Source organism: Variovorax sp. 679, from assembly GCF_003952185.1.
Lineage (GTDB): Bacteria > Pseudomonadota > Gammaproteobacteria > Burkholderiales > Burkholderiaceae_C > Variovorax.
On the sequence record NZ_RXFS01000011.1, the window covers coordinates 51,801 to 78,731 of the forward strand.

Annotated in this window: 28 protein-coding genes and 2 tRNA genes; 12 read left to right on the forward strand and 18 right to left on the reverse strand. The window is 65.2% G+C overall.

All coding sequences use genetic code 11. The features are described 5' to 3' along the window. Positions 1–94 precede the first annotated feature (94 nt). The 5 genes from EJO71_RS26290 (at position 95) to EJO71_RS26310 (ending at position 2,645) form a co-directional block, all read left to right on the forward strand. Positions 95–367, forward strand: coding sequence for a (2Fe-2S)-binding protein (locus tag EJO71_RS26290; protein ID WP_125951605.1), 273 nt, complete (start codon positions 95–97; stop codon positions 365–367). A gap of 110 nt (positions 368–477) precedes the next feature. Beyond that, complete coding sequence (locus EJO71_RS26295) at positions 478–1,182, forward strand: energy transducer TonB (RefSeq protein WP_125951775.1); 705 nt, start codon at positions 478–480, stop codon at positions 1,180–1,182. 18 nt (positions 1,183–1,200) lie between these two features. Beyond that, positions 1,201–1,917: a MotA/TolQ/ExbB proton channel family protein gene (locus EJO71_RS26300; RefSeq protein WP_125951606.1), complete on the forward strand. Its 717-nt coding sequence runs from the start codon at positions 1,201–1,203 to the stop codon at positions 1,915–1,917. A gap of 5 nt (positions 1,918–1,922) precedes the next feature. Continuing rightward, positions 1,923–2,336, forward strand: coding sequence for a biopolymer transporter ExbD (locus EJO71_RS26305; protein ID WP_116268647.1), 414 nt, complete (start codon positions 1,923–1,925; stop codon positions 2,334–2,336). Between the two features lie 96 nt (positions 2,337–2,432). Continuing rightward, positions 2,433–2,645, forward strand: coding sequence for a hemin uptake protein HemP (locus EJO71_RS26310; RefSeq protein WP_019655899.1), 213 nt, complete (start codon positions 2,433–2,435; stop codon positions 2,643–2,645). Between the two features lie 182 nt (positions 2,646–2,827). Here the strand turns inward: EJO71_RS26310 and EJO71_RS26315 are convergent, their stop codons facing one another. Further along, the gene (locus tag EJO71_RS26315; RefSeq protein ID WP_081268676.1) at positions 2,828–3,235 is read right to left on the reverse strand and encodes a heme-binding protein; all 408 of its coding nucleotides are present in this window, start codon (positions 3,233–3,235) and stop codon (positions 2,828–2,830) included. A gap of 168 nt (positions 3,236–3,403) precedes the next feature. Between EJO71_RS26315 and EJO71_RS26320 the strand changes: the two genes are divergently transcribed. Continuing rightward, positions 3,404–4,105 carry a Bax inhibitor-1/YccA family protein gene (locus EJO71_RS26320; RefSeq protein ID WP_125951607.1) on the forward strand — a complete coding sequence of 234 codons (702 nt, stop codon included), beginning with the start codon at positions 3,404–3,406 and terminating at the stop codon, positions 4,103–4,105. Between the two features lie 60 nt (positions 4,106–4,165). On the opposite strand, the gene rlmD is transcribed toward EJO71_RS26320, so the two are convergent. The 5 genes from rlmD to surE are packed head-to-tail and all read right to left on the reverse strand — an operon-like array spanning position 4,166 to position 9,150. Next, positions 4,166–5,602, reverse strand: coding sequence for a 23S rRNA (uracil(1939)-C(5))-methyltransferase RlmD (gene rlmD, locus EJO71_RS26325; RefSeq protein WP_125951608.1), 1,437 nt, complete (start codon positions 5,600–5,602; stop codon positions 4,166–4,168). Between the two features lie 31 nt (positions 5,603–5,633). Next, the gene (locus EJO71_RS26330; protein ID WP_125951609.1) at positions 5,634–6,683 is read right to left on the reverse strand and encodes a sigma-70 family RNA polymerase sigma factor; all 1,050 of its coding nucleotides are present in this window, start codon (positions 6,681–6,683) and stop codon (positions 5,634–5,636) included. A 4-nt stretch (positions 6,684–6,687) separates the two neighbouring features. Next, on the reverse strand, positions 6,688–7,605 hold the full coding sequence (locus tag EJO71_RS26335) for a peptidoglycan DD-metalloendopeptidase family protein (protein ID WP_125951610.1): 918 nt from the start codon (positions 7,603–7,605) through the stop codon (positions 6,688–6,690). A gap of 11 nt (positions 7,606–7,616) precedes the next feature. Further along, on the reverse strand, positions 7,617–8,390 hold the full coding sequence (locus tag EJO71_RS26340; RefSeq protein ID WP_125951611.1) for a protein-L-isoaspartate(D-aspartate) O-methyltransferase: 774 nt from the start codon (positions 8,388–8,390) through the stop codon (positions 7,617–7,619). 1 nt (position 8,391) lies between these two features. Continuing rightward, complete coding sequence (surE, locus tag EJO71_RS26345) at positions 8,392–9,150, reverse strand: 5'/3'-nucleotidase SurE (RefSeq protein WP_125951612.1); 759 nt, start codon at positions 9,148–9,150, stop codon at positions 8,392–8,394. A gap of 127 nt (positions 9,151–9,277) precedes the next feature. On the opposite strand from surE, the gene EJO71_RS26350 reads away from it, so the two are divergent. After that, positions 9,278–10,264 (forward strand): NADPH:quinone oxidoreductase family protein, encoded by a 987-nt coding sequence (locus EJO71_RS26350; RefSeq protein WP_125951776.1) that lies wholly within the window; start codon positions 9,278–9,280, stop codon positions 10,262–10,264. A gap of 96 nt (positions 10,265–10,360) precedes the next feature. On the opposite strand, the gene EJO71_RS26355 is transcribed toward EJO71_RS26350, so the two are convergent. Both EJO71_RS26355 and EJO71_RS26360 read right to left on the reverse strand, forming a co-directional pair. Further along, positions 10,361–10,705: an H-NS histone family protein gene (locus tag EJO71_RS26355; RefSeq protein ID WP_125951613.1), complete on the reverse strand. Its 345-nt coding sequence runs from the start codon at positions 10,703–10,705 to the stop codon at positions 10,361–10,363. 286 nt (positions 10,706–10,991) lie between these two features. Continuing rightward, positions 10,992–11,067 (reverse strand) — tRNA-His (locus EJO71_RS26360). Positions 11,068–11,465: 398 nt separating this feature from the next. Here EJO71_RS26360 and EJO71_RS26365 point away from each other — a divergent pair. Both EJO71_RS26365 and EJO71_RS26370 read left to right on the forward strand, forming a co-directional pair. Then, a complete protein-coding gene (locus EJO71_RS26365; protein WP_125951614.1) occupies positions 11,466–11,714 on the forward strand; it encodes a GlsB/YeaQ/YmgE family stress response membrane protein in 249 nt (82 codons plus the stop codon). Between the two features lie 46 nt (positions 11,715–11,760). Further along, positions 11,761–12,093, forward strand: coding sequence for a hypothetical protein (locus EJO71_RS26370; RefSeq protein WP_125951615.1), 333 nt, complete (start codon positions 11,761–11,763; stop codon positions 12,091–12,093). Between the two features lie 12 nt (positions 12,094–12,105). Here the strand turns inward: EJO71_RS26370 and EJO71_RS26375 are convergent, their stop codons facing one another. The 6 genes from EJO71_RS26375 to EJO71_RS26400 all read right to left on the reverse strand — a co-directional run bounded on the left by EJO71_RS26375 (position 12,106) and on the right by EJO71_RS26400 (position 17,504). Next, entirely contained in the window at positions 12,106–12,780 is a 675-nt protein-coding gene (locus EJO71_RS26375) for a histidine phosphatase family protein (RefSeq protein WP_125951616.1), read from the reverse strand. A gap of 129 nt (positions 12,781–12,909) precedes the next feature. Continuing rightward, a complete protein-coding gene (locus EJO71_RS26380) occupies positions 12,910–14,826 on the reverse strand; it encodes a SurA N-terminal domain-containing protein (RefSeq protein WP_125951617.1) in 1,917 nt (638 codons plus the stop codon). Positions 14,827–14,903: 77 nt separating this feature from the next. Continuing rightward, positions 14,904–14,979 (reverse strand) — tRNA-Val (locus EJO71_RS26385). A 29-nt stretch (positions 14,980–15,008) separates the two neighbouring features. Continuing rightward, positions 15,009–15,281: an HU family DNA-binding protein gene (locus EJO71_RS26390; RefSeq protein ID WP_007830705.1), complete on the reverse strand. Its 273-nt coding sequence runs from the start codon at positions 15,279–15,281 to the stop codon at positions 15,009–15,011. Between the two features lie 220 nt (positions 15,282–15,501). Beyond that, positions 15,502–16,587, reverse strand: coding sequence for a tartrate dehydrogenase (locus EJO71_RS26395; RefSeq protein WP_125951618.1), 1,086 nt, complete (start codon positions 16,585–16,587; stop codon positions 15,502–15,504). After that, entirely contained in the window at positions 16,584–17,504 is a 921-nt protein-coding gene (locus EJO71_RS26400) for an alpha/beta hydrolase (protein WP_125951619.1), read from the reverse strand. Before EJO71_RS26400 ends, EJO71_RS26395 begins: the two co-directional genes overlap by 4 nt. 71 nt (positions 17,505–17,575) lie before the next feature. Between EJO71_RS26400 and EJO71_RS26405 the strand changes: the two genes are divergently transcribed. Continuing rightward, entirely contained in the window at positions 17,576–18,535 is a 960-nt protein-coding gene (locus EJO71_RS26405; RefSeq protein WP_125951620.1) for a LysR substrate-binding domain-containing protein, read from the forward strand. Between the two features lie 19 nt (positions 18,536–18,554). On the opposite strand, the gene EJO71_RS26410 is transcribed toward EJO71_RS26405, so the two are convergent. Genes EJO71_RS26410 through uvrC form a run of 3 tightly spaced genes read right to left on the reverse strand, consistent with a single transcriptional unit; the run spans position 18,555 to position 22,015 of the window. Further along, the gene (locus EJO71_RS26410) at positions 18,555–19,442 is read right to left on the reverse strand and encodes a DMT family transporter (protein ID WP_125951621.1); all 888 of its coding nucleotides are present in this window, start codon (positions 19,440–19,442) and stop codon (positions 18,555–18,557) included. Beyond that, positions 19,439–20,005, reverse strand: coding sequence for a CDP-diacylglycerol--glycerol-3-phosphate 3-phosphatidyltransferase (gene pgsA / locus EJO71_RS26415; protein ID WP_093203413.1), 567 nt, complete (start codon positions 20,003–20,005; stop codon positions 19,439–19,441). Before pgsA ends, EJO71_RS26410 begins: the two co-directional genes overlap by 4 nt. A 48-nt stretch (positions 20,006–20,053) precedes the next feature. After that, entirely contained in the window at positions 20,054–22,015 is a 1,962-nt protein-coding gene (gene uvrC, locus EJO71_RS26420; RefSeq protein ID WP_125951622.1) for an excinuclease ABC subunit UvrC, read from the reverse strand. Positions 22,016–22,157: 142 nt separating this feature from the next. Here uvrC and ggt point away from each other — a divergent pair, with 142 nt between their 5' ends. After that, positions 22,158–24,248 (forward strand): gamma-glutamyltransferase, encoded by a 2,091-nt coding sequence (ggt, locus tag EJO71_RS26425; protein ID WP_125951623.1) that lies wholly within the window; start codon positions 22,158–22,160, stop codon positions 24,246–24,248. A gap of 38 nt (positions 24,249–24,286) precedes the next feature. Here the strand turns inward: ggt and EJO71_RS26430 are convergent, their stop codons facing one another. Beyond that, positions 24,287–25,711 carry a M20/M25/M40 family metallo-hydrolase gene (locus EJO71_RS26430; RefSeq protein ID WP_125951624.1) on the reverse strand — a complete coding sequence of 475 codons (1,425 nt, stop codon included), beginning with the start codon at positions 25,709–25,711 and terminating at the stop codon, positions 24,287–24,289. Between the two features lie 75 nt (positions 25,712–25,786). Between EJO71_RS26430 and earP the strand changes: the two genes are divergently transcribed. Beyond that, entirely contained in the window at positions 25,787–26,869 is a 1,083-nt protein-coding gene (earP, locus tag EJO71_RS26435; RefSeq protein WP_125951625.1) for an elongation factor P maturation arginine rhamnosyltransferase EarP, read from the forward strand. The last annotated feature ends 62 nt before the right edge of the window (positions 26,870–26,931 follow it).

The window sequence follows — 26,931 nt, forward strand, 5'->3', positions numbered from 1 at the left end:
CATGAATCGGTAACACATAGTTATTGTGAATGCGATGGATTCTTATTTATAATCGTCCACATCCAACAGCCAGCCAACTGCCGCTTTCACCGCCATGATCGTTTGTGTCTGCCGCCGAGTCTCCGACCGAGAAATCGCACGTCACGTGCGGGCCGGCATGACTTTCGACGAAGTGCAATTCGAACTTGGCGTAGCCACCCAGTGTGGTCAATGTGAAAGCTGTGCGCGCGATATCGTCGCGCAGTGCAGCGCCTCCCACCCGGTCGCCGCCTTGAATTGCGAATCGGGCCCGAGGGCGATCCAGCTTGCCAACTCCATCAAGGAAAGCAAAGCATGGAACTCGTCTCGGCACTCGGCGGCAGCCTGATCCTGGTAGCGGGTTCGGTCTGGTGGATCTTTCGCAAGTAGCGCCACTGGCGTCTTCGTAGCGGTTTTGCTGCAATCGGGGCACCTTCCGTGGTGCCCGCATTCGAATGGTTGATCGTGTCTGACCGCTTCGCCCCCCCTCCTTCCGTCCTCGGCCTTTCGCGCAATGTCGTCATTGCCGGTGGCGTCATCCTGTTTCACGCAGCTGCACTCTGGGCGCTTCAAAGCGGGCTGCTGCGGCGCGCCGCCGAAGTGGTGATTCCCGTCGAGATCATCAGCCAGCTGCTGGAGCCGCCCAAGCCTGCTCCTCCGCCACCGCCTCCCCCGCCGCCCACACCGCAACCCAAGGCCGCCAAGACCCCGCCTCCGCCGCGGCCCCAGGCGATCAGGGAGCCCAAGCCGGTCCCCGCCCCCAATGCCCCCGTGGGCAGCGTCGAGCCGCCCCCGCCGCCAGCGCCTATTGCACCGCCAGCGCCACCGGAACCGCCCGCTCCACCGCCCGCCGCGCCTCCCGCTCCCAAGCTGATCGAGATCAGCGAAGGGCAAACGCAGTACATCCGCGAGCCGCGCATTGTTTTTCCGGCCATGAGCCGGCGCCTGGGCGAAACCGGCACGGTCATCGTGTCCGTGTACTTCAACAGCTCCGGCATTCCAAAGCGCGCGGAAATCTTCAAGTCGAGCGGATACGACCGGCTCGACCAGGCGGCGCGAGATGCAGTGATGCAGTCGCAGGTCACGCCAATCAAGCAGCCAGGGGCCAACGAGGCCACCGTCTACCTGTTGAGAGCCCCCATCAGGTTTGTTCTTTCCCAGTAATTTTTTGGAGCATTAGTAATGGATTCCCAATTTGGCTTGATGAACGTCTGGAATCAGGGCGACTTCGTCACCAAGGCCGTGGCGGTGCTGCTGATCGGCATGTCGCTCGCGTCGTGGATCGTCATCATCGTCAAGGCGCTCGACGTCATCCGCTACAAGCGCCTCGCCAAGCACTCGCAGGACTTCTGGCACAGCGAAGACTTCGCCACCGCACTGAACAAGCTGGGTCAGGACGACAGCAACCCGTTCCGGGCGCTCGCCCTCGAAGGCCGCGAAGCTGCAGCCCACCACCGCAACACCAAGGCCCATCTGCACGATGCGCTCGACGTGAGTGACTGGATCACGCGCGCGCTGCGCAACGGCATCGACGCCTTCACCGCCCGCCTGCAGACCGGCCTCGCGATCCTGGCTTCGGTCGGTTCCACCGCGCCGTTCATCGGCCTGTTCGGTACCGTCTGGGGCATCTATCACGCGCTCATGAGCATCGGCTCCGCCGGCCAGGCCACCATCGACAAGGTGGCGGGCCCGATCGGTGAAGCGCTGATCATGACGGCGCTCGGCCTGGCCGTCGCCATTCCCGCGGTGCTGGGCTACAACGCCCTGGTGCGCGGCAACAAGTTCGTGCTGACCAAGCTCAACGCCTTCGCCCACGACCTGCACGCCTACTTCGTGACCGGCGCTCGCGTCCAGAGCGGCGCCGGCGATGCCATCGTGGTTCCGCTCAAGAAGGGCTGAGCATCATGGCCTTCGGAACACAAGACGAACCCGATGAGGTGATGAACGAAATCAACATGACGCCGCTGGTCGACGTCATGCTGGTGCTGCTCATCATCTTCATCATCACCGTGCCGGTGATGAAGCACGCGGTCAACATCGACCTCCCGCGCGCCTCGAGCGAGCCGGAGCAGCCCAAGCCGCAGAACATCCTGTTCAGCGTCACGGCTGATGGTTCCTACTACTGGAACGAGCAGAAGATCGACGACAGCGAACTCCCAGGCCGTCTCGCCGCCGAAGCGGCCAAGGAACCGCAACCCGAGCTGCACATCCGCGGCGACAAGGCCGTTCGCTACGAGCGCGTGGCCAAGGCGATGTCAGAAGCCCGCGAAGCCGGCGTACGCAAGATCGGCTTCGTCACGGAACCCGACGCGAAGTGATCTGAAAAAGCACAAGGAAAAAAAGTTGATCGTGATGATTGACTTCTTGTTGCGAATCATTATCATTCACTCATCGCTTCGATAAGGGAACTCCAGATGCCAGCCACACCGAATGCCTTCTCTGTCCTGAACCATCCTTCGCTCGACCAATCGGGTGGCGGCCATGCGTCCATCCAGGCAACGCGTCCGGTGCCGATGCTCGAGAGCACGGAGCTTCTGAAAGGAAGCAAGACTGTGGGCATCATGCACAACGGTTCCCTCTACCGGCTTCAAGCCACCAAACTCGGCAAGCTGATCCTGACCAAGTAAGTCACCCAGCCCGCCCCTTCGCGCAAGTTTCATCGTGGGGCGACTCAAGGAGATTCATCTCCGAAGGGTCGTTTTTTGCTAGCCAACGGTTCGCCGACTAGCCAAGCTTTTTTTCACGCTGAAGCAGCCCAAATAAAAACGCCGACCTCGAAGTCGGCGTTTTGCTTTGCGCGGAAGAAAAATCAGAGGCCGAGAGCCGCAATGCCAGCCTTGGCGATCTGTGCGTCTTCGTTCGACTTCACGCCGCTCACGCCAACGGCGCCGATCACGTGGCCGTCCTTGACGATCGGCACGCCACCTTCGAGCAGGCCCTGCACTTCCGGCGCCGTCAGGAAAGCCGTGCGGCCGCCGTTGATGATGTCTTCATAGACCTTGCTTTCGCGGCGGCCCATGGCTGCCGTGTGCGCCTTGGCGGGAGCGATGTGCGAGGACAGCGCCGCGGCGCCGTCCAGGCGCTGCAGCCAGAGCAGGTTGCCGGCGTCGTCCGAGATCGCGATGGTCACCGCCCAGTTGTTCTTGAGGGCCTCGGCTTCGGCGGCTGCAGCGATGGTCTTGACGTCGGCGAGTTCGAGGAATGACTTGGTCTTCATGATGGATAAGCTCGGTTTGCGTGAAAACCCGACAGCATAACGGCCATGCCGCCAAGGGTGTCCTCAGGGCTTGGGAACACCCCGCATACGGTCTTTTCAGTACCCCCTCTTGCGGCCCCCTAGAATGCGCCCAACTGCGTCATTGCAGCAATCACAGGAGCTCCGGCCATGAACGACCGCGTTACCACCCTAGATACCTCTTCCAGCTACGGACAACCGCTGGCGCAGGCCGAGCGCCAGCGCGTGCTGCGCAACACCTACTGGCTTCTCGCGTTGAGCCTGCTGCCCACCGTGCTGGGCGCCTGGGTCGGCGTCAGCACCGGCATCACCCGGTCGCTCACCGGCGGCCTCGGCCTCATCGTCTTCCTCGGCGGTGCCTTCGGCTTCATGTTCGCCATCGAGAAAACCAAGAACTCCGCCGCCGGCGTGCCGGTGCTCCTGGCATTCACCTTCTTCATGGGCCTGATGCTGTCGCGCCTGATCGCGATGGTGCTCGGCTTCAAGAACGGCTCGGAACTCATCATGACGGCCTTCGGCGGCACCGCCGGCGTGTTCCTCGTGATGGCTTCGCTGGCCACGGTCATCAAGCGCGACCTGTCGGGCATGGGCAAGTTCCTGTTCGTCGGCGCGCTGGTGCTGATGTTCGGCGCCATCATCAACGTGTTCGTTGGCTCCACCACGGGCATGCTGGTCATCTCGGTGGCTGCCATCGGCATCTTCTCGGCCTACATGCTCTATGACCTGAAGCAGATCATGGACGGCGGCGAAACCAACTACATCAGTGCCACGCTTGCGCTGTACCTCGACCTGTTCAACGTGTTCCAGAGCCTGCTGGCGCTGCTGGGCATCTTCGGTGGCGAACGCGACTGAGCGAACAAGCAGGCAGGCGCATCACGCGCACCAGCAAAAAGGGCCCCGAGGGGCCCTTTTTCATTCCAGTTCGAAAACTGCGATCGACTCGACGTGCGCCGTGTGCGGGAACATGTTGACCACCCCCGCATGAGTGCAGCGATAGCCCGCCTGATGCACCAGCAAACCGGCATCGCGCGCAAGCGTCGACGGGTTGCAGCTCACATACACGATGCGCCTGGGCGGCGTCCAGCCGTTGGTGCGCAGCTCGGGCTGCTGGTGAAGGTCGGCGATGGCCTTGGCCAGCGCGAACGCGCCTTCGCGCGGCGGATCGACCAGCCACTTGTCGGCGCTGCCGTCGGCCACCAGCATCTCCGGTGTCATCTCGAACAGGTTGCGCGCCACGAACGTCGCGGGCGATAGCTCACGGCGAGCCGAAGTGGCCGGCTGATTTCTCTTGAAGTTGTCGGTCGCGCGCGCCACCAGCGTGTCGCTGCCCTCGATGCCCAGCACCTCGCGCGCCCGGCTCGCCAGTGGCAGGGTGAAGTTGCCGAGACCGCAGAACCAGTCGATCACGCGCTCATCGGATTGAACGTCGAGCAGGCGCAGCGCCTTGCCCACCAGCGCACGATTGATGTGCGGATTGACCTGCGTGAAATCGGTAGGCTTGAACGGCATCGTGACGCCGAACTCCGGCAGCCTGTAGGCAAGCGGCGTGCCGCCTTCTTCGAGCAGCTTCACGGTGTCCGGCCCCTTGGGCTGCAGCCACCACTGGACGCCTTCGTTCTTCTCGGCAAAGGCCTTCAGGCGGTCGATGTCGGCATGCGAGAGCGGCTCGAGGTGACGCAGCACCAGGGCGATCGTGCCAAGCCGCGTCGAATCGGACGCGTCGCCGCAGGCCAGTTCGATCTGGGGGCAGGTGTCCCGCGCGTCCATCGAGCCGATCAGCTCACGCAGCGGCATCAGCATTTCGCTGACCTGCTTCGGCAGCACCGGGCATACCTGCATGTCGGCCAGATAGCGGCTCTTGCGTTCGTGAAAGCCGATCAGCACCGTGCCCTTCTTGACCACATGGCGCACCGAAAGGCGCGCGCGATAGCGGTAATGCCAGGCCGGCCCTTCGAGCGGCCGCAGCAGGTTCTCGGGCTTGACCTTGCCGAGGTGCCAGAGGTTGTCTTCCAGCGCACGCTGCTTCACGGCCACCTGGGCGGCCGCGTCGAGGTGCTGCATCTTGCAGCCGCCGCAGGCGCCAGTGTGCAGGCCGAAATGCGGGCAGCCGGGGCGAACCCGCTGCGACGATTCACGGCGGATGGCCGTGACCGTGCCCTGCTCCCAGTTGTTCTTGCGGCGATGAACGTTGAACTGCACCTCCTCGAAAGGCAGCGCGCCTTCGATGAACACGACCATGCCGTCGGCCTTGTGCGCAACGCCCTGCGCATCGAGGTCGAGAGACTCGACCTTCAGCCATTCTTCGCCGGGATTCGTGGGGACTTTCTTTTCTTCAATGGATTCCGTCATCCCCCGATTGTCTCAGCGTGGCCGGACGCCGCTAGAACAGCGCGTCGCGCCCCACGCCGGAGCGGGCCAGCTGGCGGCGCATCTTGGCCAGGGCCTCGTTCTGGATCTGCCGCACGCGCTCGCGCGTGAGGCCGAGGCGCACGCTCAGCACCTCCAGCGTTTCGGGCTCGCGGTCGTGCAGGCCGTAGCGCCCCTCCAGCACCTCGCGTTCGCGCGCGTCGAGGGCATGCACCCAGCGGTCGAGCAGGCGCTCCACCTCGCGCATGTGCGCCACATCGGTCGGACTGCTCTGCCCATCCTCGGATGCAACGGTGTCGGCCAGCGTGAAGCCCTCGTCCCCCCGGGAATCACCCGCATCCAGCGAGCGCGGGGCCTCTGACAGGGCGAGCAGGTCGGCAACCGCCTGCACGTCGCGGCCCAGCAGCGCGGCAATGTCTTCCACACGCACGCCATCCGGCCGGCGTGCAACGAATTCGGCATCGCCTTCGAGCGTGCGGCGAGCCTTGAGCACCTGCTGCAACTCGCGCACCACATGCACCGGCAGCCGGATGGCTCGTGCCTGCGTCATGACCGCGCGCTCGACGGACTGACGGATCCACCAGGTCGCATATGTGGAGAAGCGAAAGCCGCGCTCAGGCTCGAACTTCGTGATCGCGTGCATCAAGCCGAGATTGCCCTCCTCGATGAGATCGGACAGCGGCACACCCCGCCCCAGGTAGCTCTTGGCGATGTTGACCACCAGCCGCAGGTTATGTTCGATCATCGACTGCCGCGCAGCAAAGTCTCCGGCGCGCGCAGCGCAGGCGGTCTGGTATTCCTCTGCGGGCGTGAAGAGTTCGGTGCGGCGGACCTGCCGCAGGTAGATGGTCAACGCATCGGCACCCTCGCCGCCGACCAGTTCACCCGCTGCGCCGTTGACGGGCAATGCGGCATCCGCCGCCGACGATGGATCTACGTCTTCTTCCGGGGGCCGTGCGCTCTCGCCGGCGAACTCGGGATGCCCATTGCCAGAAGGCAAACTGCCCTTGCCCGTCGACCCGCGCACAGGCAACAGCGTGCGGCGGGGGCGGGAGGCAGCCATGGCATCACCGGTTGGGCAGGTAGCGCGAGGGATCGACTGGCTTGCCCTGACGGCGGATCTCGAAATGCAGCTTCACGCGATCGGCGTCGCTGTTGCCCATTTCGGCGATCTTCTGGCCCTTCTGAACCGACTGGTCTTCCTTCACGAGCAGCGCCTGGTTGTGTGCGTACGCCGTGAGGTAGGTGTTGTTGTGCTTCAGGATGATCAGGTTGCCGTAGCCGCGCAGGCCAGCACCCGCGTAGACCACACGGCCGTCGGCGGCAGCCAGTACGGGGTCGCCCGCCTTGCCGCTGATGTCGTAGCCCTTGTTCTTGGCTTCGTCGAAGCCGGCGATCAGCGAGCCGCTCGCGGGCCAGATCCAGCCGAGGTCTTCATCACCCGAACTTCCGCTGCCGGGGCTTGCCGGTGAAGCCGTGACCACTGCCGGCGGCTTGGTCGCGCCGCTGGACGGCGTCGAAGGCACCACAGCGGGCTGCGGAGCAACCGGCTTCGTGACGGCGCCTTCGGACGAAGTGCCGGACGACGTGGCGGGAGCGGCCGCAACGGCAGTGCCCGCCGAGCCAGCCGGCGGAATCACGCGCAGCACCTGGCCGACTTCGATCAGGTCCGGGTTGTCGAGGTTGTTCCAGCGGACGATGTCCTGCCAGCGTTGCCCGGTCTCTGCGCCGATGCGGCGAATGGTGTCACCCGGGCGCACGGCGTAATAGCCGGGCTTGCCATAATTTTCGATACCGGCAAGCGGCTTGCCGTTGGCATCGGTGGTGATGGGCGGGCCGCCGGGCACCGTTGCACCTGGCGCGCGCGTCATCGTGCCGCGGTCTTCGACTGGTGCCGGCCCACGCGGTGTGGAACAGCCTGCGATCACGAGCACAAAGGCCAACGTGACGCCAGCGAACCAACTCCGATTGCCAAAACCCTGCATTTGTTGTTCCTTCAAGCGATACCAGATTTTAGGGGGACAAAGTGGACCGCCTCAAGAATGAGGCGCTCCAGTCCCCGAGGGGTCTTGTCGATGACGACGAGGGCTTGGCCGCCCTTCGCGGAGTGGGTCGGCGCCACGATGCGGCCGCCCACCGCAAGCTGCTCGATCCATGCCTCCGGCACTGCCTCGCCGCCTGCCGCGGCGATGATGCCGGCATAGGGTGCACCCTTGGCATAGCCGATCATTCCGTCGCCCAACATCAGGTGCACCGTCGCCAGCCGGAAATGCCGCAGATTGGAGCGCGCGCGCTCGTGCAGCCCGCGCAGGCGCTCGATGCTGTAGACCTCGGTCGCCACATGATTCAGCACGGCGGCCTGGTAGCCGCAACCCGTGCCTATCTCAAGCACCCGGCCCAGCTTGTCCTGCGGCTTTCCCGCCAGCGCGGGAGCGCCCATCAGCAGCTCGATCATGCGGGCCACGACGTTGGGCTTGGAGATGGTCTGTCCCAGCCCGATCGGCAGGCTGGTGTCTTCGTAGGCCTGGTTCACCAGCGCGCTGTCGACGAAACGATGCCGCTCCACCGTGCCCATTGCGCGCAGCACGCGCTGGTCGGAAATGCCCTGCGCCGCGAGCTTCTGCACCATGCGCGCACGCACGGCGTCGGATGCCATCGATGGCGTGGAAGGCACCACGGACTTGACCGGCGCGGCAGGCATGCGCCCACGTGTGGCGGCCGGGGCGGTGGGTGTGAGGCGAACGGGGAAACCGGGCCGCTGCGTGGCCATGTCAGTTGCCGAGACGGGCCACCGTCTCGCGCCATTGGCCAAGGTTGGCGTGGTCTGTCAGGTCGATCTGCAGCGGCGTCAGTGCGATGTGGCCGGCCGCGGTGGCGTGGAAGTCGGTGCCTTCGCCGCTGTCCTTGGCACCGCCGGCGCCGGCGATCCAGTACATGGTCTCGCCGCGCGGGCTGTCTTGCGTGATCACCTTCTCTGCAGCATGGCGTCGGCCGAGCCGGCAGACCTTGATTGGCTTCAGCTCGTCGAAAGGCAGGTTCGGCACGTTCACGTTGAGCAGGAAGGCTCCGCTTCCAAGCATGCGCTCGCGCTCGATCTGCTGCACAAGCCGCCGCGCTACCTGGGCCGCAGCATCCACGTGCGCCCAGCCTTTTTCGATCTGCGAGAAGGCAATGGCCGGAATGCCGAAGAGGTAAGCCTCCATCGCCGCGCCGACGGTGCCTGAATAGATGGTGTCGTCACCCATGTTGGCACCGTTGTTGATGCCGGAGACCACCAGGTCGGGCCGGTAGTCGAGCAGGCCCTTGAGCGCGATGTGCACGCAGTCGGCCGGCGTGCCGGTGACGTAGCGAAAACCGTTGTGCGCCTCGCGCACGTAGAGCGGCGCCGCAAGGGTCAGCGCGTTCGACTTGGCGCTGTTGTTGTGCTCGGGTGCGACCACTTCGACTTCGGCGATGTCCTTGAGTGCGTCGTGCAGGGCGACGATGCCCGGCGCCTGGAAGCCGTCGTCATTGGAAATAAGTATCTTCATGGTGCCTCTGGATGCACCGGATTGTAGGCTTCGGGTGCGTCGCAGCAGGGACAAGCCCACCCCGCCGCGGCCCCTATCATCGCCCGCAACATTGCCCCAACATTACCCATCTGAAGGAGACCCCGGCATGCATGCATGGCTTTGCGAGAACCCCATCGGCGTCGACGCGCTGACCTGGAAGGAGTTGCCGACACCCACCCCGGGCCCGGGCCAGGTGCTCATCGAAATCAAGGCGGCCAGCCTGAATTTCCCCGATCTGCTGATCGTGCAGAACAAATACCAGATGAAGCCGCCCCTGCCCTTCGTGCCGGGCTCCGAGTACGCGGGTGTCGTCCAGGCGGTCGGCGAAGGCGTCACCCACCTCAAGGTCGGGCAGAACGTGGCCTGCCTTTCCGGTACCGGCGGCTTCGGCACCCATACGCTGGCGCCCGCGGCCCTGTGCATGCCGCTGCCCGAAGGCTTCGGCCACGTCGATGCGGCCGCCTTCATCATGATCTATGCCACATCGTGGCACGCACTGATGGACCGCGCGCAGCTCAAGGCCGGCGAGACCGTGCTGGTGCTCGGCGCAGCCGGCGGCGTGGGCACCGCAGCCATCCAGATCGCAAAGGCCGCAGGAGCCAAGGTGATAGCGGCAGCCTCCACCGACGAGAAATGCGAGCTTTGCCGCTCCATTGGCGCCGACGCCACGATCAACTACACGACGCATTCGCTTCCCAACGGTTTTCGCGATGCCATCAAGGCCGCCACCGACGGCAAAGGCCCGGATGTCATTTACGACCCGGTAGGCGGCGATTTTGCAGAGCCGGCGTTTCGCTCCATCGGATGGCGCGGCCGTTATTTGGTCGTCGGTTTTGCATCGGGCCCGATTCCGTCGCTTCCATTGAATCTGACGCTGCTGAAAGGCGCCTCGCTGGTCGGCGTGTTCTGGGGCGATTTTGCGAAACGCGAGCCCAAGGCCAATGCTCAGATGATGGCGGAATTGGCGCAGTGGTACGGCCAAGGAAAGATCAAGCCGGTGATCGACAGCACGATGCCGATGGCCGAATTGAAGGCCGCATACGCCCACATGGGTTCGCGCGGCGTCAAAGGAAAACTCGTGATGGTGAACTGAGCGCGCCGAGACTCCTCTTCATCTTCGGCACCCAATAAAAAAGCCCGCATGCGCGGGCTTTTTTATTGGGCACCTGCCCAGAGAAAACAGAGGCACTTACTTGATCTCGTAATCGGAAAGCGACTTGCCTGCTGCCAATGCCTCGGTCACCCAGCGCGGCTTGCGACCACGGCCACCAGACCAGGTTTCGCCGGTCGGGCTGCGATATTTGGCAGCTGCCTTGGCCGGCACGGCGCCTGCGGCGCGTTTGACGGAGCCCACCCGGCCGGCCAGCTTCAGGTCGGAAGCCGTCAAACCGTATTCGGCAATCTTCCTGCGCAACTCTTCGATCACGCCCGCGCGTTCCTGGTTACGCAGGTCTTCGGCCTGCTTGCGCAATTGCGCAATCTGCTCGTCATGCTTCTTGATCTGGGAATTGATATCGGCGAGGGTCGAAGCCATTGTTGGACTCCTTGAATTGAAAACGGGGCGATTTTAATTCAGTTTACATTTGCCACAAGTGCCTTGCCGGACGAAAAAAACGGTGGCGCATTGCATTAGTGCAACAACTCGCAACACAAAGTGGACGCCGCCGTTGACGTCTTATATGCAGGCAGGGTGAGAAAAAGGAGCTTCGGCACGAGGGCTGCAGAAGATGCGGCCGCCGAAAATGACAACGCCGGGTCAAGCCCGGCGTCGAGATCCTCTGAATACCGCTATTGCGCAATAGCAGCGAGGAGATATTTATTGGGGTGGCTGATGGGACTCGAACCCACGACGACCAGAATCACAATCTGGGACTCTACCAGCTGAGCTACAGCCACCGCAGAGCCTACGATTGTAGCGTTAAAAATCGCCGTTTCGACAGGTGGCATCGATCAAACAGCTTGAAAGCCACATTTCCCTCTGCCGCCGTCGGCCTGGGCGGGGTGATTTCACCTTCGATCCGATCGAGCCGTCAGGCCTCTCGCCCCACCCTGCACCATCGAAGCGGCGCATGGCGTGCGAACGGTCGGCCACCGCAACGACAACGACAACGAATTTGTAGGACGTCGCCCAACGCCCGCATCACGAAGTCCGGCACAAATTCCCGCGTGGCCTTTCGATGTTCGTCGTCATCGCCGGCATGCACATCGCTCCGCTATCATGAATGCGACCCGCGCAGACGGGCATGGTTTCCGGCCAATTCCCACCTCACCACATCACACCAAAGGAATTCTTCATGAGCATCGTCTGGACCATTCTGATCGGGTTTGTCGTGGGTCTTGTGGCACGGGCAGTCAAGCCGGGCGATGACTCCGCGGGCTTCATCGTCACCACCATCATCGGCATTGCGGGCTCGCTCGTGGTCACGTACGTCGGCCAGTCGCTGGGCTGGTACACCGCCGGCCAGGGCGCGGGCTTCATCGCCTCGGTGCTGGGCGCCATCGTGCTGCTCTTCATCTACGGCCTGATCAAGCGCAAGAGCTGATGCGAAGAAGGGGCCGTGCCGCCTACCGCGCACGGCCGCTGCAGTGATGCCTCGCAAGGCGCGCGCAAAGCATCATGTCTATGTGGTCGAGCTGGACGACCGCGTATGGAACAACGGCCGCTTCAGGCGCGCCAACCCCGATTACCAGCTCGGCAAGCCTTTCGTCCATGTCGGCATGACCGGCCTAGACCCCGACATCCGTTTCGACAAGCACAAGGCCGGCATCCAGGCCAACAGCTTCGTGCAGGAATTCGGCTTGCGGTTGCTGCCCTCACTCTACGAACGCTACAACCCGATGACCTACGAGGACGCGCGCCTGATGGAGGTCGACCTCGGCATCGCTCTGCGCAAGGCCGGTTACGGCGTCTGGCAAGCCTGAAGCAGCCACTCTTCAGGAGTAGGTGATCCAGTCTTCGTACGCCGGACCGTCAAGGTGCGGCAGCGTGTTGTAAGTCACGAGCATGTGCCGCTTGGGCGTGAACGCGAACTCGGTCACCGACGTGTTGCGGATGCGCAGGTTGAGTTCGATCGTCGTCTCAGCGCTCGTGCCCAGCACATGCCCCACCGCCGTGCTGATCGGCCCGCCACTCGACACCACAAGAACCTTAGCGCCATGGTGCTTTTCACGCACGTGATCGAGCGCCGTCGTCACTCCAGCGAGAAAGTCGACATAGCTCGGCATGCCGGCCGGCGCTGTCCGCCTTTGCATCCAGGCGCTCAGTCCTTCGCGAAGCAGGCGAAAGTGGTGCCGGTACATCTCGGGCGAATCGGGCTTCTCGAGCTTGCCTTCGTGGATGGTGGCGATGACCGCCTCGCTGTCGTACTCGTTGAGACCAGGCCACGGCAACACGTCGTCGCGCTCGAGGCCCAGCCCCTTGGCGATGCCCTCCCAAGTCTGGCGATGGCGCTTCAGCGTGCCGGTGATGACGGCATCGAACTTCATGCCACGCTCGCGCCAGTACTCGCCGAGGCGAACGGACTGGCGGTGTCCGAGTTCGCTCAGGTTGTCATAGTCGGCAGCACCGAAGCTGGCCTGCCCGTGGCGCACAAGGTAGAGGGTTCCCATGGGCGGGATTCTGGCAAGAAGCGAGGGCACAAGTTGTCCCTCGTGCGACCTGATCGCGCTCCATGAAAAAAGCCCGAGCCAATGATTGGCTCGGGCTGTGTGCGTCCGGTAGTGCGCCGTGCGCGCGTATCAACGGCTCGCGGCAGGCGGCAGTGTGTCAGCCGGCTTCGGCACCAGGATCTCCGCCTTGAAGCGGTCCTTCAGCATGTTGTAGTACGCGGCATCTTCGGCGGCAGCCACGGACTGGCCGACCTGCATCTGCTCCTGCTTTGCAAGCTCGGCCGGCGGCGGCGTGCGCGGAACGACCTTGGTCACGCGGACCACCGTGTAGCCTTGCGCGCCCAGGTCCACACCCACGAGCACGGGCAGCTTGGAAGGATCGGCACGCAGCGCGGCGTCGATGACCGGCAGCGGCTGCGATTGCACGTCGCGACGCGACACCGTCACGGGCGCGCCAAAGGTTGCGCCATCCGCTTTGGCAGTCCAGGCGGCGAGCTTCGCTTCGCCTTCCGTCTTGGCAAGCACGGCAGCACGCTCGGCGACGAGTTGCGCGCGGATCTTGTCCTTCACGTCGGCCAGCGGCACGGGGTGCGCCGGCGTGTACTTCGTCACGCGGCCCGATGCAAGCTGGCTGGGACCGACTTCGATCGCCTCGGTGTTCTGCTTGCGCTCGAGCGAATCGGCTGCGAACAACGCATTCAGGAAATTGCGGCTCGCCAGCGGGCCGGTGGCACCCGGTGCCGCGGTGCGCGCGACGTTGTCGGCCGTCTTGATCGTGAGCTTGAGCTTCTCGGCCGCCGGCTTGAGGCTCTCGGGCGACTGGTAGACCGCATCGGTGAAGGTCTCGGCGGCCTTCGCGAACTCCTGCGTTGCCTGCTGCGAGCGCATTTCGTTCTCGATGGTTGCACGCACCTGCTCGAAGGGCGGCACAACGGCCGGCTTGACGTCGGTCAGGTGAATGATGTGGTAGCCGAATTCGGTTTCGACGACGTTGCTGATTTCGCCCTTCTTGAGCGCGAACATCGCATCTTCGAAAGGCTTGACCATCGCCCCCTTGGTCACGAAGTCGAGGTCGCCGCCCTTCTCCGCCGAGCCCGGGTCCTGCGAATTCTTGCGCGCCACTTCGGCAAAGGTATTGGGCGCCTTCTTCACGTCAGCCAGCAATTGCTCGGCCTTGGCCTTGGCCTTTTCGCGATCGGCGGCGGACATGCTCGACGGCGCGGTGATCAGGATGTGGCTCGCGCGGCGTTCTTCCTTGGTGCCGAAGCGCGAGGCGTTCTGTTCGTAATAGGTCTTGAGATCGGCCTCGTTCACGACAACGTTCTTCTTGGCCGCATCGAGGTCGAGCACCAGGTATTCGATGCTGGCCTGCTCGGGCGCCTGGAACTGTGCCGTGTGGTCCTTGTAGTAGGTCTCGATGTCGGCATCGCTCACCGTCACCTTCGATGCGAAGCTCTCGGGGCTGAAGCGGGCGACCTGGATTTCACGCGTGTCGTAGAAGGCGTTGACGGTGGTGGCGGCCAGGGCCGGCGGCGTGAAGGCCGAATTCGAAATGCCCAGCAGCACTTGCTGCGTTGCCATGTCGGATCGCACCGATGCTTCGTACTGCTCAGGCGTGCGGCCTGTCACGCGCTGGAAGGTCTCGCGGTCGAACTTGCCGTCGGGAGTGCGGAACGAAGCCAGGCCCGGGTCTTGCGCGAAAGTGCGCGAGAGGCGGTCTTCGGACACCGTCATGTTGGCCTTGGCAGCCGCTGCAGCCAGCACGCGGTCGCGCAGCATGCGCTCCAGTGTGGCGTAGCGCAGGGCGTCCGACTCGAGCAGCGTCGGATCGACATTGGGCGACTGCTGGCGGATGCGATCCGTCTCGATGCGGTGCTGCTGATCCCACTCGGGCTTCGTGATGTCGTGCCCTTCGATGCGCGCGACCTTCTCGTCGCGGCCGAAACCCTGATAGCGCTCGACACCGAAGAACACGAACGAGGGAATGATCAGCAAGAACAAGAAAATCATCACGACTTTGTTGTACTTGCGGAAGGTATCAAACATGCTTGAACACTCTTTTTCGACGGCAGTCGGACGGCAATAAAAAAGGCGAACTTGTGGTTCGCCTTTGCATCGGGTGGTGGTGGGTGCTGAGGGGCTCGAACCCCCGACCTACGCCTTGTAAGGGCGCCGCTCTACCAACTGAGCTAAGCACCCCACCTGGAATACTTTCCGAGTCTAACGCCTTAGTTCAGCGCGTCTTTCAGCGCCTTGCCGGGACGGAACTTCGGGATCTTGGCGGCCTTGATTTTAATCGCGTCGCCGGTGCGGGGATTTCGGCCGGTGCGGGCCGCGCGTTTGCCTACTGCGAAAGTGCCGAAACCGACGAGCGAAACAGAGCCGCCCTTCTTGAGCGTGGTACGAATGGCGCCGATGGTGGATTCGAGCGCGCGGGTCGCTGCGGCTTTGGAAATGTCGGCGTTCTTTGCGATGTGCTCAATCAGTTCGGTCTTGTTCACAAGGGCCCCTTGTAGAAAAAATGTTGGTCGGCTTCCGTCAGCTGCGACCTGGCCGCAAGCGATGCGACACAAGAGCCTGGCAGGACTGACGCCTCGGCAGCGCACTGCCAGCGAGGATTACAACCACTGGTCTGCAGGGTGTCAATAAGACACGAGGCCATGCCGAGCAGCGGAGCGCGCGATTTTAGGGGCGTTTCGTGAAGTCTTTTTTCGTGGCGGCTCAAAGCGCATCGGCGATGGCTTTGCCCAGGTCGGCGGTGCTGGCCTTGCCGCCGATGTCGGGGGTGCGCGGTGCTCCGCTTTGGGGCGCGAGCACCTTCTCGATGGTCGACAGGATGGCGTCGTGCGCCTGCTTGTGGCCCAGGAACTCCAGCATCATCGCGCCGCACCAGATCTGCCCGATCGGGTTGGCGATGCCCTTGCCGGCGATGTCGGGCGCCGAGCCGTGCACCGGTTCGAACAGCGACGGCATGGTGCGGTCGGGGTTGAGGTTGGCGCTGGGCGCGATGCCGATGGTGCCGGTACAGGCCGGCCCCAGGTCCGACAGGATGTCGCCGAACAGGTTGCTCGCCACCACCACGTCGAAGAAGTCGGGCCGTTGCACGAAGTGGGCCGTGAGGATGTCGATGTGGAACTTGTCGAGCCTGATGTCGGGATAGCTCTTGCCCATCTCGGCCACGCGCTCGTCCCAGTACGGCATGGTGATGGAGATGCCGTTCGACTTGGTGGCGCTGGTCAGGTGCTTCTTCGGCCGCGACTGCGCGAGTTCGAACGCGAACTTCAGTACCCGGTCGACGCCCACGCGCGACATCACGGTTTCCTGCACCACGATCTCGCGCGGCGTGCCCTGGTACATGCGACCACCGATGCTGGAGTACTCGCCCTCGGTGTTCTCGCGCACGATGTACATGTCGATCTCGCCAGGCTCGCGCGGCGTGCCGTCGCGCCGCACCACCGGCGCAATGATGCCGGGCATCAGGCGCGCGGGACGCAGGTTGATGTACTGGTCGAACTCGCGGCGGAACATCAGCAGCGAGCCCCACAGCGACACATGGTCCGGAATCTTCTCGGGCCAGCCCACCGCGCCGAAGAAGATGGCGTCGTGCCCGCCGACCTGGTCCTTCCAGTTGTCGGGCAGCATCTGGCCGTGCTTCTCGTAGTAGTCCCAGCTCGAGAAGTCGAAGTGGTCGAACTTCAGGTCGATGCCGAATTTGCGCGCCGCAGCATCGAGCACGCGCAGGCCCTCGGGCATGGTTTCCTTGCCGATGCCGTCGCCGGCGATGACTGCGATTCTGTGGGTGCTCATGAGTTGGCTCCTGGGTGTACTTGCTGCAAAGGTGAAAAGAAGGCCAGGGCCTCGGCGAGCAGCTCGCGCGGGGCCTCTTCGGGAACATAGTGGCCGCACGGCAACGCGCGGCCCGACACATCGGCGGCGCGCTCGCGCCAGAGCGCCAGCACGTCGAAGGCCTTGCCGACGGCGCCATGCTCGCCCCACAGCACGCGCAGCGGCAGCGCCAGCTGCAGGCCGGCGGCGATGTCGGTGCGATCGTGCGCGAGGTCGATGGTGGCGGAGGCACGGTAGTCCTCGCAGATGGATTCGGCCGTGCCCGCAATGGCGGCACAGCGCTCGTACTCGGCCAGCACCTCGGGCGCGAAGGGCGCGAGGCCGGCGTGCCGCCCGCCCATCACGCTGCGCACGTAGCGCACGGGGTCGGATGCGATGAGCGCCTCGGGCAGCGGCGGCGGCTGTATCAGGAAGAACCAGTGCCAGTAGGCCTTCGCGAAGGCTTCGGAAGTCTGCTCGTACATCGCGAGCGTGGGCGCGATGTCGAGCAGCAGCATGCGCTCGACGACCGTGGGGTGGTCCGCCGCGAGCCGGTGCGCGACACGCGCGCCACGGTCGTGCGCCAGCACGCCGAAGCGGTCGAAGCCGTGGTGCCGCATGGCGGCGAGCGCGTCGAGCGCCATCTCGCGCTTGCTGTAGACGGCATGTTCCGCATCCGGCGCCGGCCGGCCCGAGTCGCCGTAGCCGCGCAGATCGACCGCCACCACCGTGAACCGCTCGGCCAGCGCGGGCGCCACGCGGTGCCAGATCGCATGCGTCTGCGGATGACCGTGCAGCAACAGCAGGGGCGTCCCCTGCCCGCCGATGCGGCCATGGATGCGCACGCCGTTGCGCTCGATGTCGAAGGTGGGGAAGGAAAGGAAGGATGAGGCCGTCACGGCGACGATTGTGCGTTGCGGCCTGCGCGCCATCAAGCAACAATCGGCCAATTCATACTTTCCATTTCGGCATGAATCAATCTTCGATGGACCGAAGCGACCTCGCCCTGGTGCTGGCCATTCGTGACCAGGGCAGCCTGGCTGGCGCGGCGGCCACGCTCGACGTCGTGCCTTCTGTCGTCACCAAGCGGCTCGGTGCACTGGAGATGCGCCTGGGCCAGCGGCTGTTCGAGCGCACCACCCGGCGCCTCAGCGCCACGGCCGAGGGCGAGGCGGTCTGCCTGCATGCGCGAGCGCTGCTCGACGGTTTCGCCGCGCTCGAGAACGAGCTCGGCGAACGGCAGAACGAGTTGACCGGCACGATCCGCCTGGCCGCCACCTTCGGCTTCGGCCGGCGCTGGCTCGGGCCGGCGGTGGCTGCCTTCCAGGCCCGCCACCCCGCACTGCAAGTCGAACTGCTGCTGACCGAGCAACTGCCCGACCTCGGCGCCGAAGGCTACGACGGCGCGGTCTGGCTCTGGGCCGTGCAGCAGCGCCACGCGGCCGACTGGATCTCGCGGCGCATCGCGCGCAACCAGCGCGTGCTCGCCGCCTCGCCCGACTATCTGAAGCGCCGCGGCACGCCGGCCACGGTCGAGGCGCTGGCCTCGCACGACTGCCTGGTCGCGCGCGAGAACGGCGACGCCAGCCAGCGCCAGCACGCGGTGTGGACCCTGCGCCACGCGCGCGACGGCAGCACGGCGCGCGTGCGCGTGCAGGGCGCGCTGACCAGCAACTCAGGCGAGATGGTGCGCGACTGGTGTCTGGCCGGACACGGGATCATGCTGCGCAGCCTCTGGGACATCGCGCCGCAACTCGCCAGCGGCGAACTCGTGCGCCTGCTGCCGCAGTACGCGATGGCGGAAGCCGACATCCACTGGATCGCGCCCTGGCGTCCGAAGACGCCGCGCCGCGTGCGCCTGCTGGTCGATCACCTCGTCGAGCAGTTTCGCGGCGAGCCCTGGAAGCCGGGCAAGGCCGGCGGGCGCTAGAAAAGAAGGATCGGACCGCTCAGCGTCCGTTGCGCACCACGAGGCTAACGCCCACAGCGGTAAGCCCGATGCCCAGCACCGTCACCAGCGTGATCGGCTCGGAGAAAAGCAGCCAGGCCATCACCGCCGTGCAAGGCGGCACCAGATAGAGCAGGCTGGTGACAGCAGTGGCCGTGCCGCGCTGGATCAACATATAGAGCAGCGAACTGCCGCCCAGCGAAAGCGCCAGCACCGACCACGCCATCGCGCCACCCGAATGCAGGTTCCAGTGGATGCTGTCGGACTCCAGCGCAGCGAACGGCAAGGTGACCAGCACGGCAGCAGCCATTTGCACGGCACTCGCGCTGCGTACGTCGCAGGGCGCGACGAAGCGCTTCTGGTACAGCGTGCCCGCCGTGATCGATACCAGCGCCATCAGCGCGAGTGCCATGGTCTGCACGCTGACCTCGCCGCCCTGCCCGAGCTTGCGCAGCACCACCAGCACGAGGCCCGCGAAGCCCAGCCCCAACCCAATCCATTGACGCCCCGTGATGCGCCCGCCGGTGAACGACAGCCAGACGGCCGTCAGCACAGGCTGGATGCCGACCAGCAGCGCCACCAACCCCGCGCCCATGCCCTCGCGCACCGCAGCCCAGACGCCGCCAAGGTACCCCGCCTGCATCAGGATGCCGGTGACCGCTAGGTGCCCCCACTGGGCGCGCTGCTTCGGCCATTCGACCCGCGCGAACGCGACCCACGCGGTGAAGCATGCCAGCGACAAGGCGAAGCGCACTGCCAGGAACTTGAGAGGCGGCGCGTACGGCATGCCGTAGCGCGCGACGATGAAACCCGTGCTCCAGATGAGCACGAAGACCGCGGGCATCGACCGCAGCCAGCCCGCGCCGCGGCCTGCGGCTGCCGGGGTCATTTGGTACGAGCCCGGATTTCCGGAATGGCCTTCTGCAGGTAGTACACCATCGACCAGATGGTGAGCACGGCAGAGATCCAGATCAGCCACTGGCCCCAGACGCCGGTGTCGATCACGCCAAACAGGCGCCCGTCATAGAGCAGGAACGGAATCGCGATCATCTGCACGGTCGTCTTGACCTTGCCGATCATGTGCACCGCCACGCTCTTGCTGGCGCCGATCTGCGCCATCCATTCGCGCAGCGCCGAGATGGCGATCTCTCGGCCGATGATGATGAGCGCCACGAACACGTCGGCCCGGTTCAGGTGCACCAGCACCAGCAGCGACGCGCACACCAGGAACTTGTCGGCCACCGGATCGAGAAAGGCCCCGAAGGCCGAGGTCTGGTTGAGCCGGCGTGCCAGGAAGCCGTCGAGCCAGTCGGTCGCGGCGAAGACGATGAACATGACCGTGGCGATCAGGTTGCGCATCGGCTCGGCCATCGGCAGGTAGAACACGCCGACGATCAAAGGGATCGCGACGATGCGCGTCCAGGTCATGATGGTCGGTAGTGTCCAGAACATCGCTTGATTGTGTCATGGCAGCGCCGCCCCTCTTCGAGGGTCATGCGCTCAATGCAACGCCTTGTAGATTTCCTCTGCCAGGTCGGAGGCGATGCCCTCGACCGACGCGATGTCCTCGACGCTCGCCGCCGTCACGCCGCGGATGCCGCCGAAGCGCTGCAGCAGCCGCGCGCGCCGCTTCGGCCCGATGCCCGGAATGTCCTCGAGCTGGCTGCCGCCCACCCGCACCTTGGCGCGCTTGGCCCGCATGCCGGTGATGGCGAAGCGGTGCGCCTCGTCGCGGATCTGGGCCACGAGCATCAGCGCGGCCGAGTCCTTGCCCAGGTAGACCTTCTCGCGGCCGTCTGCGAACACGAGTTCTTCGAGCCCGACCTTGCGGCCCTCGCCCTTCTCGACCCCGACGATCAGCGACAGCGGCAGGCCCAGTTCGCCGAACACCTCGCGCGCCATCGACACCTGCCCCTTGCCGCCGTCCACCAGCACCAGGTCGGGCATGCGGGCCGTGCGGGTCTTGGGCGGCGCCTCGCTACCGTCGCTCTCGGCGTCGCCCGGAGGCAGGGCATCGGTCTCGGCCGCCATGGCCTCGGCCAGCTTGCCGTAGCGGCGGTGCAGCACCTGGCGCATCGCGGCGTAGTCGTCGCCCGGCGTGATGCCTTCGATGTTGTAGCGGCGGTACTCCTTGTTCTGCATGGCATGGTGCTCGAACACCACGCACGAAGCCTGCGTCGCCTCGCCCGCGGTGTGCGAGATGTCGAAGCATTCGACGCGGAAGTTGTCGAGATCGTCCGACGCAAGCTCCAGCGCGTCGGCCAGCGCGCGCGTGCGCGCCTGTTGCGAGCCCTCTTCGGCCAATAGCCGGGCGAGCTGCAGCTTGGCGTTGGTCTCGGCCATTTCCAGCCAATGCCGGCGCTGCTCGCGCGGCTGGAACACCGCCGTCACGCGCGAACCGGCCTGCTGCGAGATCGCTTCGATCAGCTCGCGGCTCACCTGCTCGCTCAACACCAGCGTGGCGGGCACGGGCACGTCGATGTAGTGCTGGGCGATGAAGGCCTCGAGCACCTGCACCTCGACCGGGACCGCCGCAGCGGGCGGCAGGCCTTCTTCATCGTCGAGTTCGCCGTGATGGATCTGCGCCGCGTCTTCCACATGCACCGGAAAGTACGGGCGGTCGCCCAGGTGCCGGCCGCCGCGCACCATCGCGAGGTTCACGCAGGCTTTACCGCCCTGCACCTTCACCGCCAGGATGTCCACGTCCTTGTCGGAGGCGATTTCGATGGACTGCTGGTGCAGCACGCGCGAGATGGCCGACATCTGGTTGCGCAGCTCGGCCGCCTGCTCGAACTCGAGCTTCTCGGCGTGCGCCGTCATGCGCTGCTCGAGCTTGGAGAGCACGAGCTGCGTGTCGCCCAGCAGGAAGGCTTCGGCACTGGCCACGTCCTGCGCGTAGGCCTCGGGTGCAATGTGGCCCACGCACGGCCCGCTGCAGCGCTTGATCTGGTACAGCAGGCAGGGCCGCGTGCGATTGGCATACACGGTGTCTTCGCAGGTGCGCAGGCGGAACACCTTCTGCAGCAGCTGGATCGATTCCTTGACCGCCCAGGCACTGGGGTACGGCCCGAAGTAGCGGTGCTTCTTGTCGACCGCGCCACGGTAGTAGGCCAGCCGCGGAAACTGGTGCGAGGCGATCTTGAGATACGGATAGCTCTTGTCGTCGCGAAACAGGATGTTGTAGCGCGGCTTGAGCGTCTTGATGAGGTTGTTCTCGAGCAGCAGCGCCTCGGCCTCGGAACGCACCACCGTGGTTTCCATCCGCACGATCTTCGAGATCATGTGGCCGATGCGGGTGCCGCCGTGGCTCTTCTGGAAGTAGTTGGCGACCCGCTTCTTCAGGTTGCGCGCCTTGCCCACATAGAGCACCGCGCCGGCCGCATCGAAATAGCGGTACACGCCGGGCAGTTGCGGCAGGGCCGCGACTTCGCTGAGCAGTTGTTCGGAATGCACGTCTGACATGCTGGCTATTGTGGCGCGCGGCATGGGGCCCGGCAGCCGTCTGCGCGCAAACCCCGACACGGCTGGAACGAAATGTGCTGAAGATGAGGCACGGGCGCGAGGAGCGCCCGTGTTTTTTCAAAAAACCTATTCGGGAATCTCCATGAAGGAAAACAACAACAGACGCGTCTGGTGGACGCTCACGCCTGTCGCTCTCTCCCTGAGCCTGGCGGCTTGCGGCGGCGGCTCCAACAACGACGCGCAGAACACGGCAGCCACCCTTGCGGCGATCGCAGCGATCAACGCGGCCAATCAGCCGGCACCCGCACCGGCCGCACCCGATACCGGCTGCCTCATCCCGAGTGGCAGTTCGTCAGTGGTGGTCGGCTCTGGCGACGCGGGCGACCCCGCCGCCCCCGAGCCGGCATCGGGCTACGTGCCCGGCCACAAGCTGGTCTACGCCAAGAACTACATGGTGGTGGCCAACCATCCGCTGGCCACGCGCGCGGGCTGCGACATCCTCAAGGCCGGCGGCAGCGCGGTCGATGCGGCGGTGGCCGTGCAGGCAGTGCTCGGGCTGGTCGAACCGCAGTCGAGCGGGCTGGGCGGCGGCGCCTTCATGCTGCACTACGACGCGGCGACGAAGAAAGTGCAGACCTACGACGGCCGCGAGACCGCGCCGGCCGCGGCCAACGAGAACTACCTTCGCTACATCGACCCGACCGGCGCCGACACCACGGCGCCCAAGCCGGGCGGCGCGCGCGCCAGCGGCCGCTCCATCGGCACGCCGGGCGCAGTGCGCATGCTCGACCTGGCCTACCAGGACCACGGCAAGCTGCCGTGGAAAGACCTGTTTGGCTACGGCATCACGCTGGCCTCCGACGGCTTCTCGATCGGCGGGCGCATGGCTGCCGCCATCTCCCTTTCGGCCTCCAGCCTCAAGCGCGACGCCGAAGCCACGGCCTACTTCCTCAATGCGGACGGCACACCGAAGGCGCTGGGCACGAAGCTGAAGAACCCGGCGTACGCGAGGACGCTGAACACCATTGCAACCCAGGGCGCCAACGCCTTCTATACGGGCAGCATCGCGCAAGGCATCGTCGACAAGATCGGCATCACGACCGCTGCGAACGACGGCTCGGCCATCACGCCCGGCATGACCACGATGGCCGACCTGGCCAACTACAAGGCCAAGCGGCGCAATCCGGTGTGCAGCACTTACCGCGACTACTACGTCTGCGGCATGCCGCCCCCTTCCTCGGGTGGCATCGCCGTCGCCCAGACGCTCGGCATCCTGGAAACCTTCAACCTGAGCCTGTACAAGCCGACAGCCATCGACCTCGAAGGCGGCAAGCCCACCGTGATGGGCGTGCACCTCGTGAGCGAGGCCGAGCGCCTGGCCTATGCCGACCGCGACAAGTACGTGGCCGACACCGACTTCGTGCCGCTGCCGGGCGGTTCGACCGACATGATGCTCAAACAGTCCTACCTGCAGGGCCGCGCCAGCCTCATCAGCCTGACGAAAAGCATGGGCAAGGCAACGGCCGGCGACCTCGGCTCGGTGCCGCTGGGCATCGACAAGACCGAAGAGCACGGCACGACACACTTCACCATCGTCGACAAACAGGGCAACGTGGTCTCGATGACCACCACGGTGGAAGCGTCGCTCGGCTCGTACCACATGACGCAGGGCTTCATGCTGAACAATCAGCTGACCGACTTTGCGCTCCACCCCGATGACACCAGCGTGACTCCAAGCTTCAAGGTAGCCAACCGCGTCGCCCCGGGCAAGCGCCCGCGCAGCACGATGGCGCCGACGCTGGTGTTCCGGAAGAACGCCGACGGCAGCATGGGTGAGTTCGTCATGGGCACCGGTTCTCCGGGCGGCGGCACCATCATCCAGTACGTGGTGAAGACACTGGTTGGCGCGCTCGACTGGGGACTCGATGCGCAGCAAGCCACGTCGCTGGTCAACTTCGGTGCCAACAACACCCCACCGACCACGCCCCCCGGTGCCACCTACAGCCTCACGAACGTGGGCGGCGAGCATCCCAACGTGAACACGACCAACGACGGCAAGAACGACCCGCTGATCGAGGGGCTTCGCGCCATGGGCCACATGATGAACCTCGGCGCCCAGTCCAGCGGCGTGAGCACTGTCATCCGCACGAACGTCGGCGGCAAGCCAGTGCTCACCGGCGGTGCCGACCCACGGCGCGAAGGCATCGTGCTGGGCGATACCTTCTCGCCCTGAGAACCCACAGGGTCCTCGTGGCCCTGTGAAGGGCCGTACTACTTCGCGAGTTCGCTGACCAGCCGGTACAGGAACTCGCGTCCGTCGTACAGACGCTGGATCTCGATGCGCTCGTCCAAGCCGTGCGCACGCGCATCCGACGGTTCCAGGAACATGCCGGTCACGCCGTACATCGGGATGCCGGCATTGCGCATGAAGCGGCTGTCGGTGGCGCCGGTGCTCATCGCGGGCACGACCGGCACGCCGGGCCACATCTGCTGCGTGATCGATTCCACCGTCTTCACGAGGTCGCCATTCAGCGGCGAGGCCGGGCTGCGCAGCGGCTTGCCCAGGTTGCGCACCACGATCTTGTCGTTGCCGATGGCCTGGGTCAGCAGGCGCTCCACCTCGTCGGGATCGTCGTGCGGCAGGATGCGGCAATTGACCGTGGCCTTGGCCGACTGCGGCAGCGCGTTCTCGGCATGGCCGGCCTGCACCATCGTCGCCACGCAGGTGGTGCGGAACTGTGCGCTGTAGGCCGGGTTGGCCGACATGCGCTCGATCACCGCCGGATCGGGGTTGCCGTTGCCGACAGCGCGCATGTCCTCGGCCAGCTGGCCCGTTGCGAACGGCGCGCTGCGCGCGAAGTAGGTCCTGGTGACGTCCGCGAGCTTCACCGGAAAGCTGTAGTTGCCCAGCCGCTCCAGGCCGGCCGACAGTGCGTAGATCGGGTTGTTCTTCGTCGGCACCGAGCTGTGGCCGCCCACGTCGCGCGCCTCCAGCATGTAGGTGGTGTACATCTTCTCGGCGACCTGCATGCGGTGCAGGTTGGGCTTGCCACCGCGCAGCTCGCCGCCGCCGCCCTCGTTGATGCCGAACTCGGCCTGCAGCAGTTCGGGCTTGTTGTTGATGAGCCAGAAGGCACCGTTGCTGAGCGCATCGCCGCGCTCCTCGTCGGCGGTGAGAGCCAGGATGAGGTCGCGCTTGGGCTTGAAGCCTTCTTGCTTGAGCTGCCCCACCACCGAGACCAGCGCCGCGGCCATCGCCTTGTCGTCGATCGCGCCACGGGCGGTGAAGTAGCCGCCGGTTTCCTGCAGCTTGAAGGGATCGGTCTTCCAGTCTTCGCGGCGGGCCTCGACCACGTCGATGTGAGCCAGCAGGAGCAGCGGCTTCTTGCTGCCGTCGCCCTTGAAGCGCAGCACCAGGTTGCCCTTCTTGGGGAAGGGTTCGAAGATCTGGATATCGCCAGGCGCGAAGCCCGCCTCGACCAGTCGCTTTTCCATCGCGCGCGCCGCTGCGGTGTTGTCGCCCACCGAGTGGGTGGTGTTGATCTCGATCAGCTCCTTGTAGATGTCGTGGAAGCGCTGCTGCTGCGGCGTGAGCGACGGTGGAGTCTGCGTCTGCGCCACTGCGGCGGCCATGCCGCAAAGTGCCAGGGAGACGGCGAGCACGGTTTTCGCGGCACGGAAGGTCTTCATCCTCATGGGTTCTCTCTCCGGTGGTGGTTGTGCCGGACAGCATAGCAAGGGCCATCCGCGAACACGGGCACACTCGCGACCATGCAATCCTCGATGCGATGGGACATCTTCTGCAAGGTCATCGACAACCACGGCGACCTCGGCGTGTGCTGGCGACTGGCGTGCCAGCTGGCCGGACTCGGCGAGCTGGTGCGGCTATGGGTCGACGACGCGACCGCGCTGCACTGGATGGCGCCATCAGGCGGTGACGGCGTGGAGGTGATCGACTGGCTCGATCCCGCAGCGCTTCGAGCGGCCGTTGCGCAACCAGCACCCGATGTGCTGATCGAAGCCTTCGGCTGCGAGCCGGCGCCGGAGCTGATCGCCCGCTTCGCCGAAGGACCGGGCCTGGCCTGGGTCAACCTCGAATACCTTTCGGCCGAACCCTATGTCGAGCGGCTGCACGGATTGCCCTCGCCGGTGTTCAAGGGCCCCGGCGCCGGACTGACGAAGCGCTTCTTCTATCCCGGCTTCACGCCCGCCACCGGAGGATTGCTGCGCGAACCCGGCCTGATGGAGCGCAGGGCCCGCTTCGAACGCGCGCCATGGCTGGCCGCCCTTCAGATCCCATGGCGGAGCGAAGAGCGCCTGGTTTCCCTCTTCTGCTACGAGCCCCCGGCGCTGGCTGACCTGCTGGCCCGGCTCGCCGAAGGCGGCCAACCCACCCGCCTGCTGGTGACGGCGGGGCGCGCCACGCAGGCGGTTCAGGCACTGCTCGGAAGCGCCCCCTCGCCTCAAGGGCACGGCGCGCTATCAATTTCATACCTGCCCTACCTCACGCAGCCAGACTTCGACCATCTTCTGTGGGCCTGCGACCTGAACTTCGTGCGTGGCGAGGATTCGCTGGTGCGCGCGCTCTGGGCGGGCGCACCGCTGGTCTGGCAGATCTACCCGCAGGACGACGACGCCCACCACGTCAAGCTCAACGCCTGGCTGGACTGGATCGGCGCCCCGCCTTCGCTGAGGCTTTTTCACCACGCCTGGAATGGCTTCGGCAACGGCGCCCTGCCTGTGCCGGAAATACAGGGGCAGTGGCAGGAAACCGCCCTGAACGCCCGTGCGCGGCTGCTCGCGCAGGACGACCTGGTCACGCAACTGCGGAATTTCGTCGCCCAAAAAAGCTAAAATAGTGGGCTTTGCGGATTTCGGCCCGGATCTCATCGATCCGAAATGCTCTCCGCTAAACC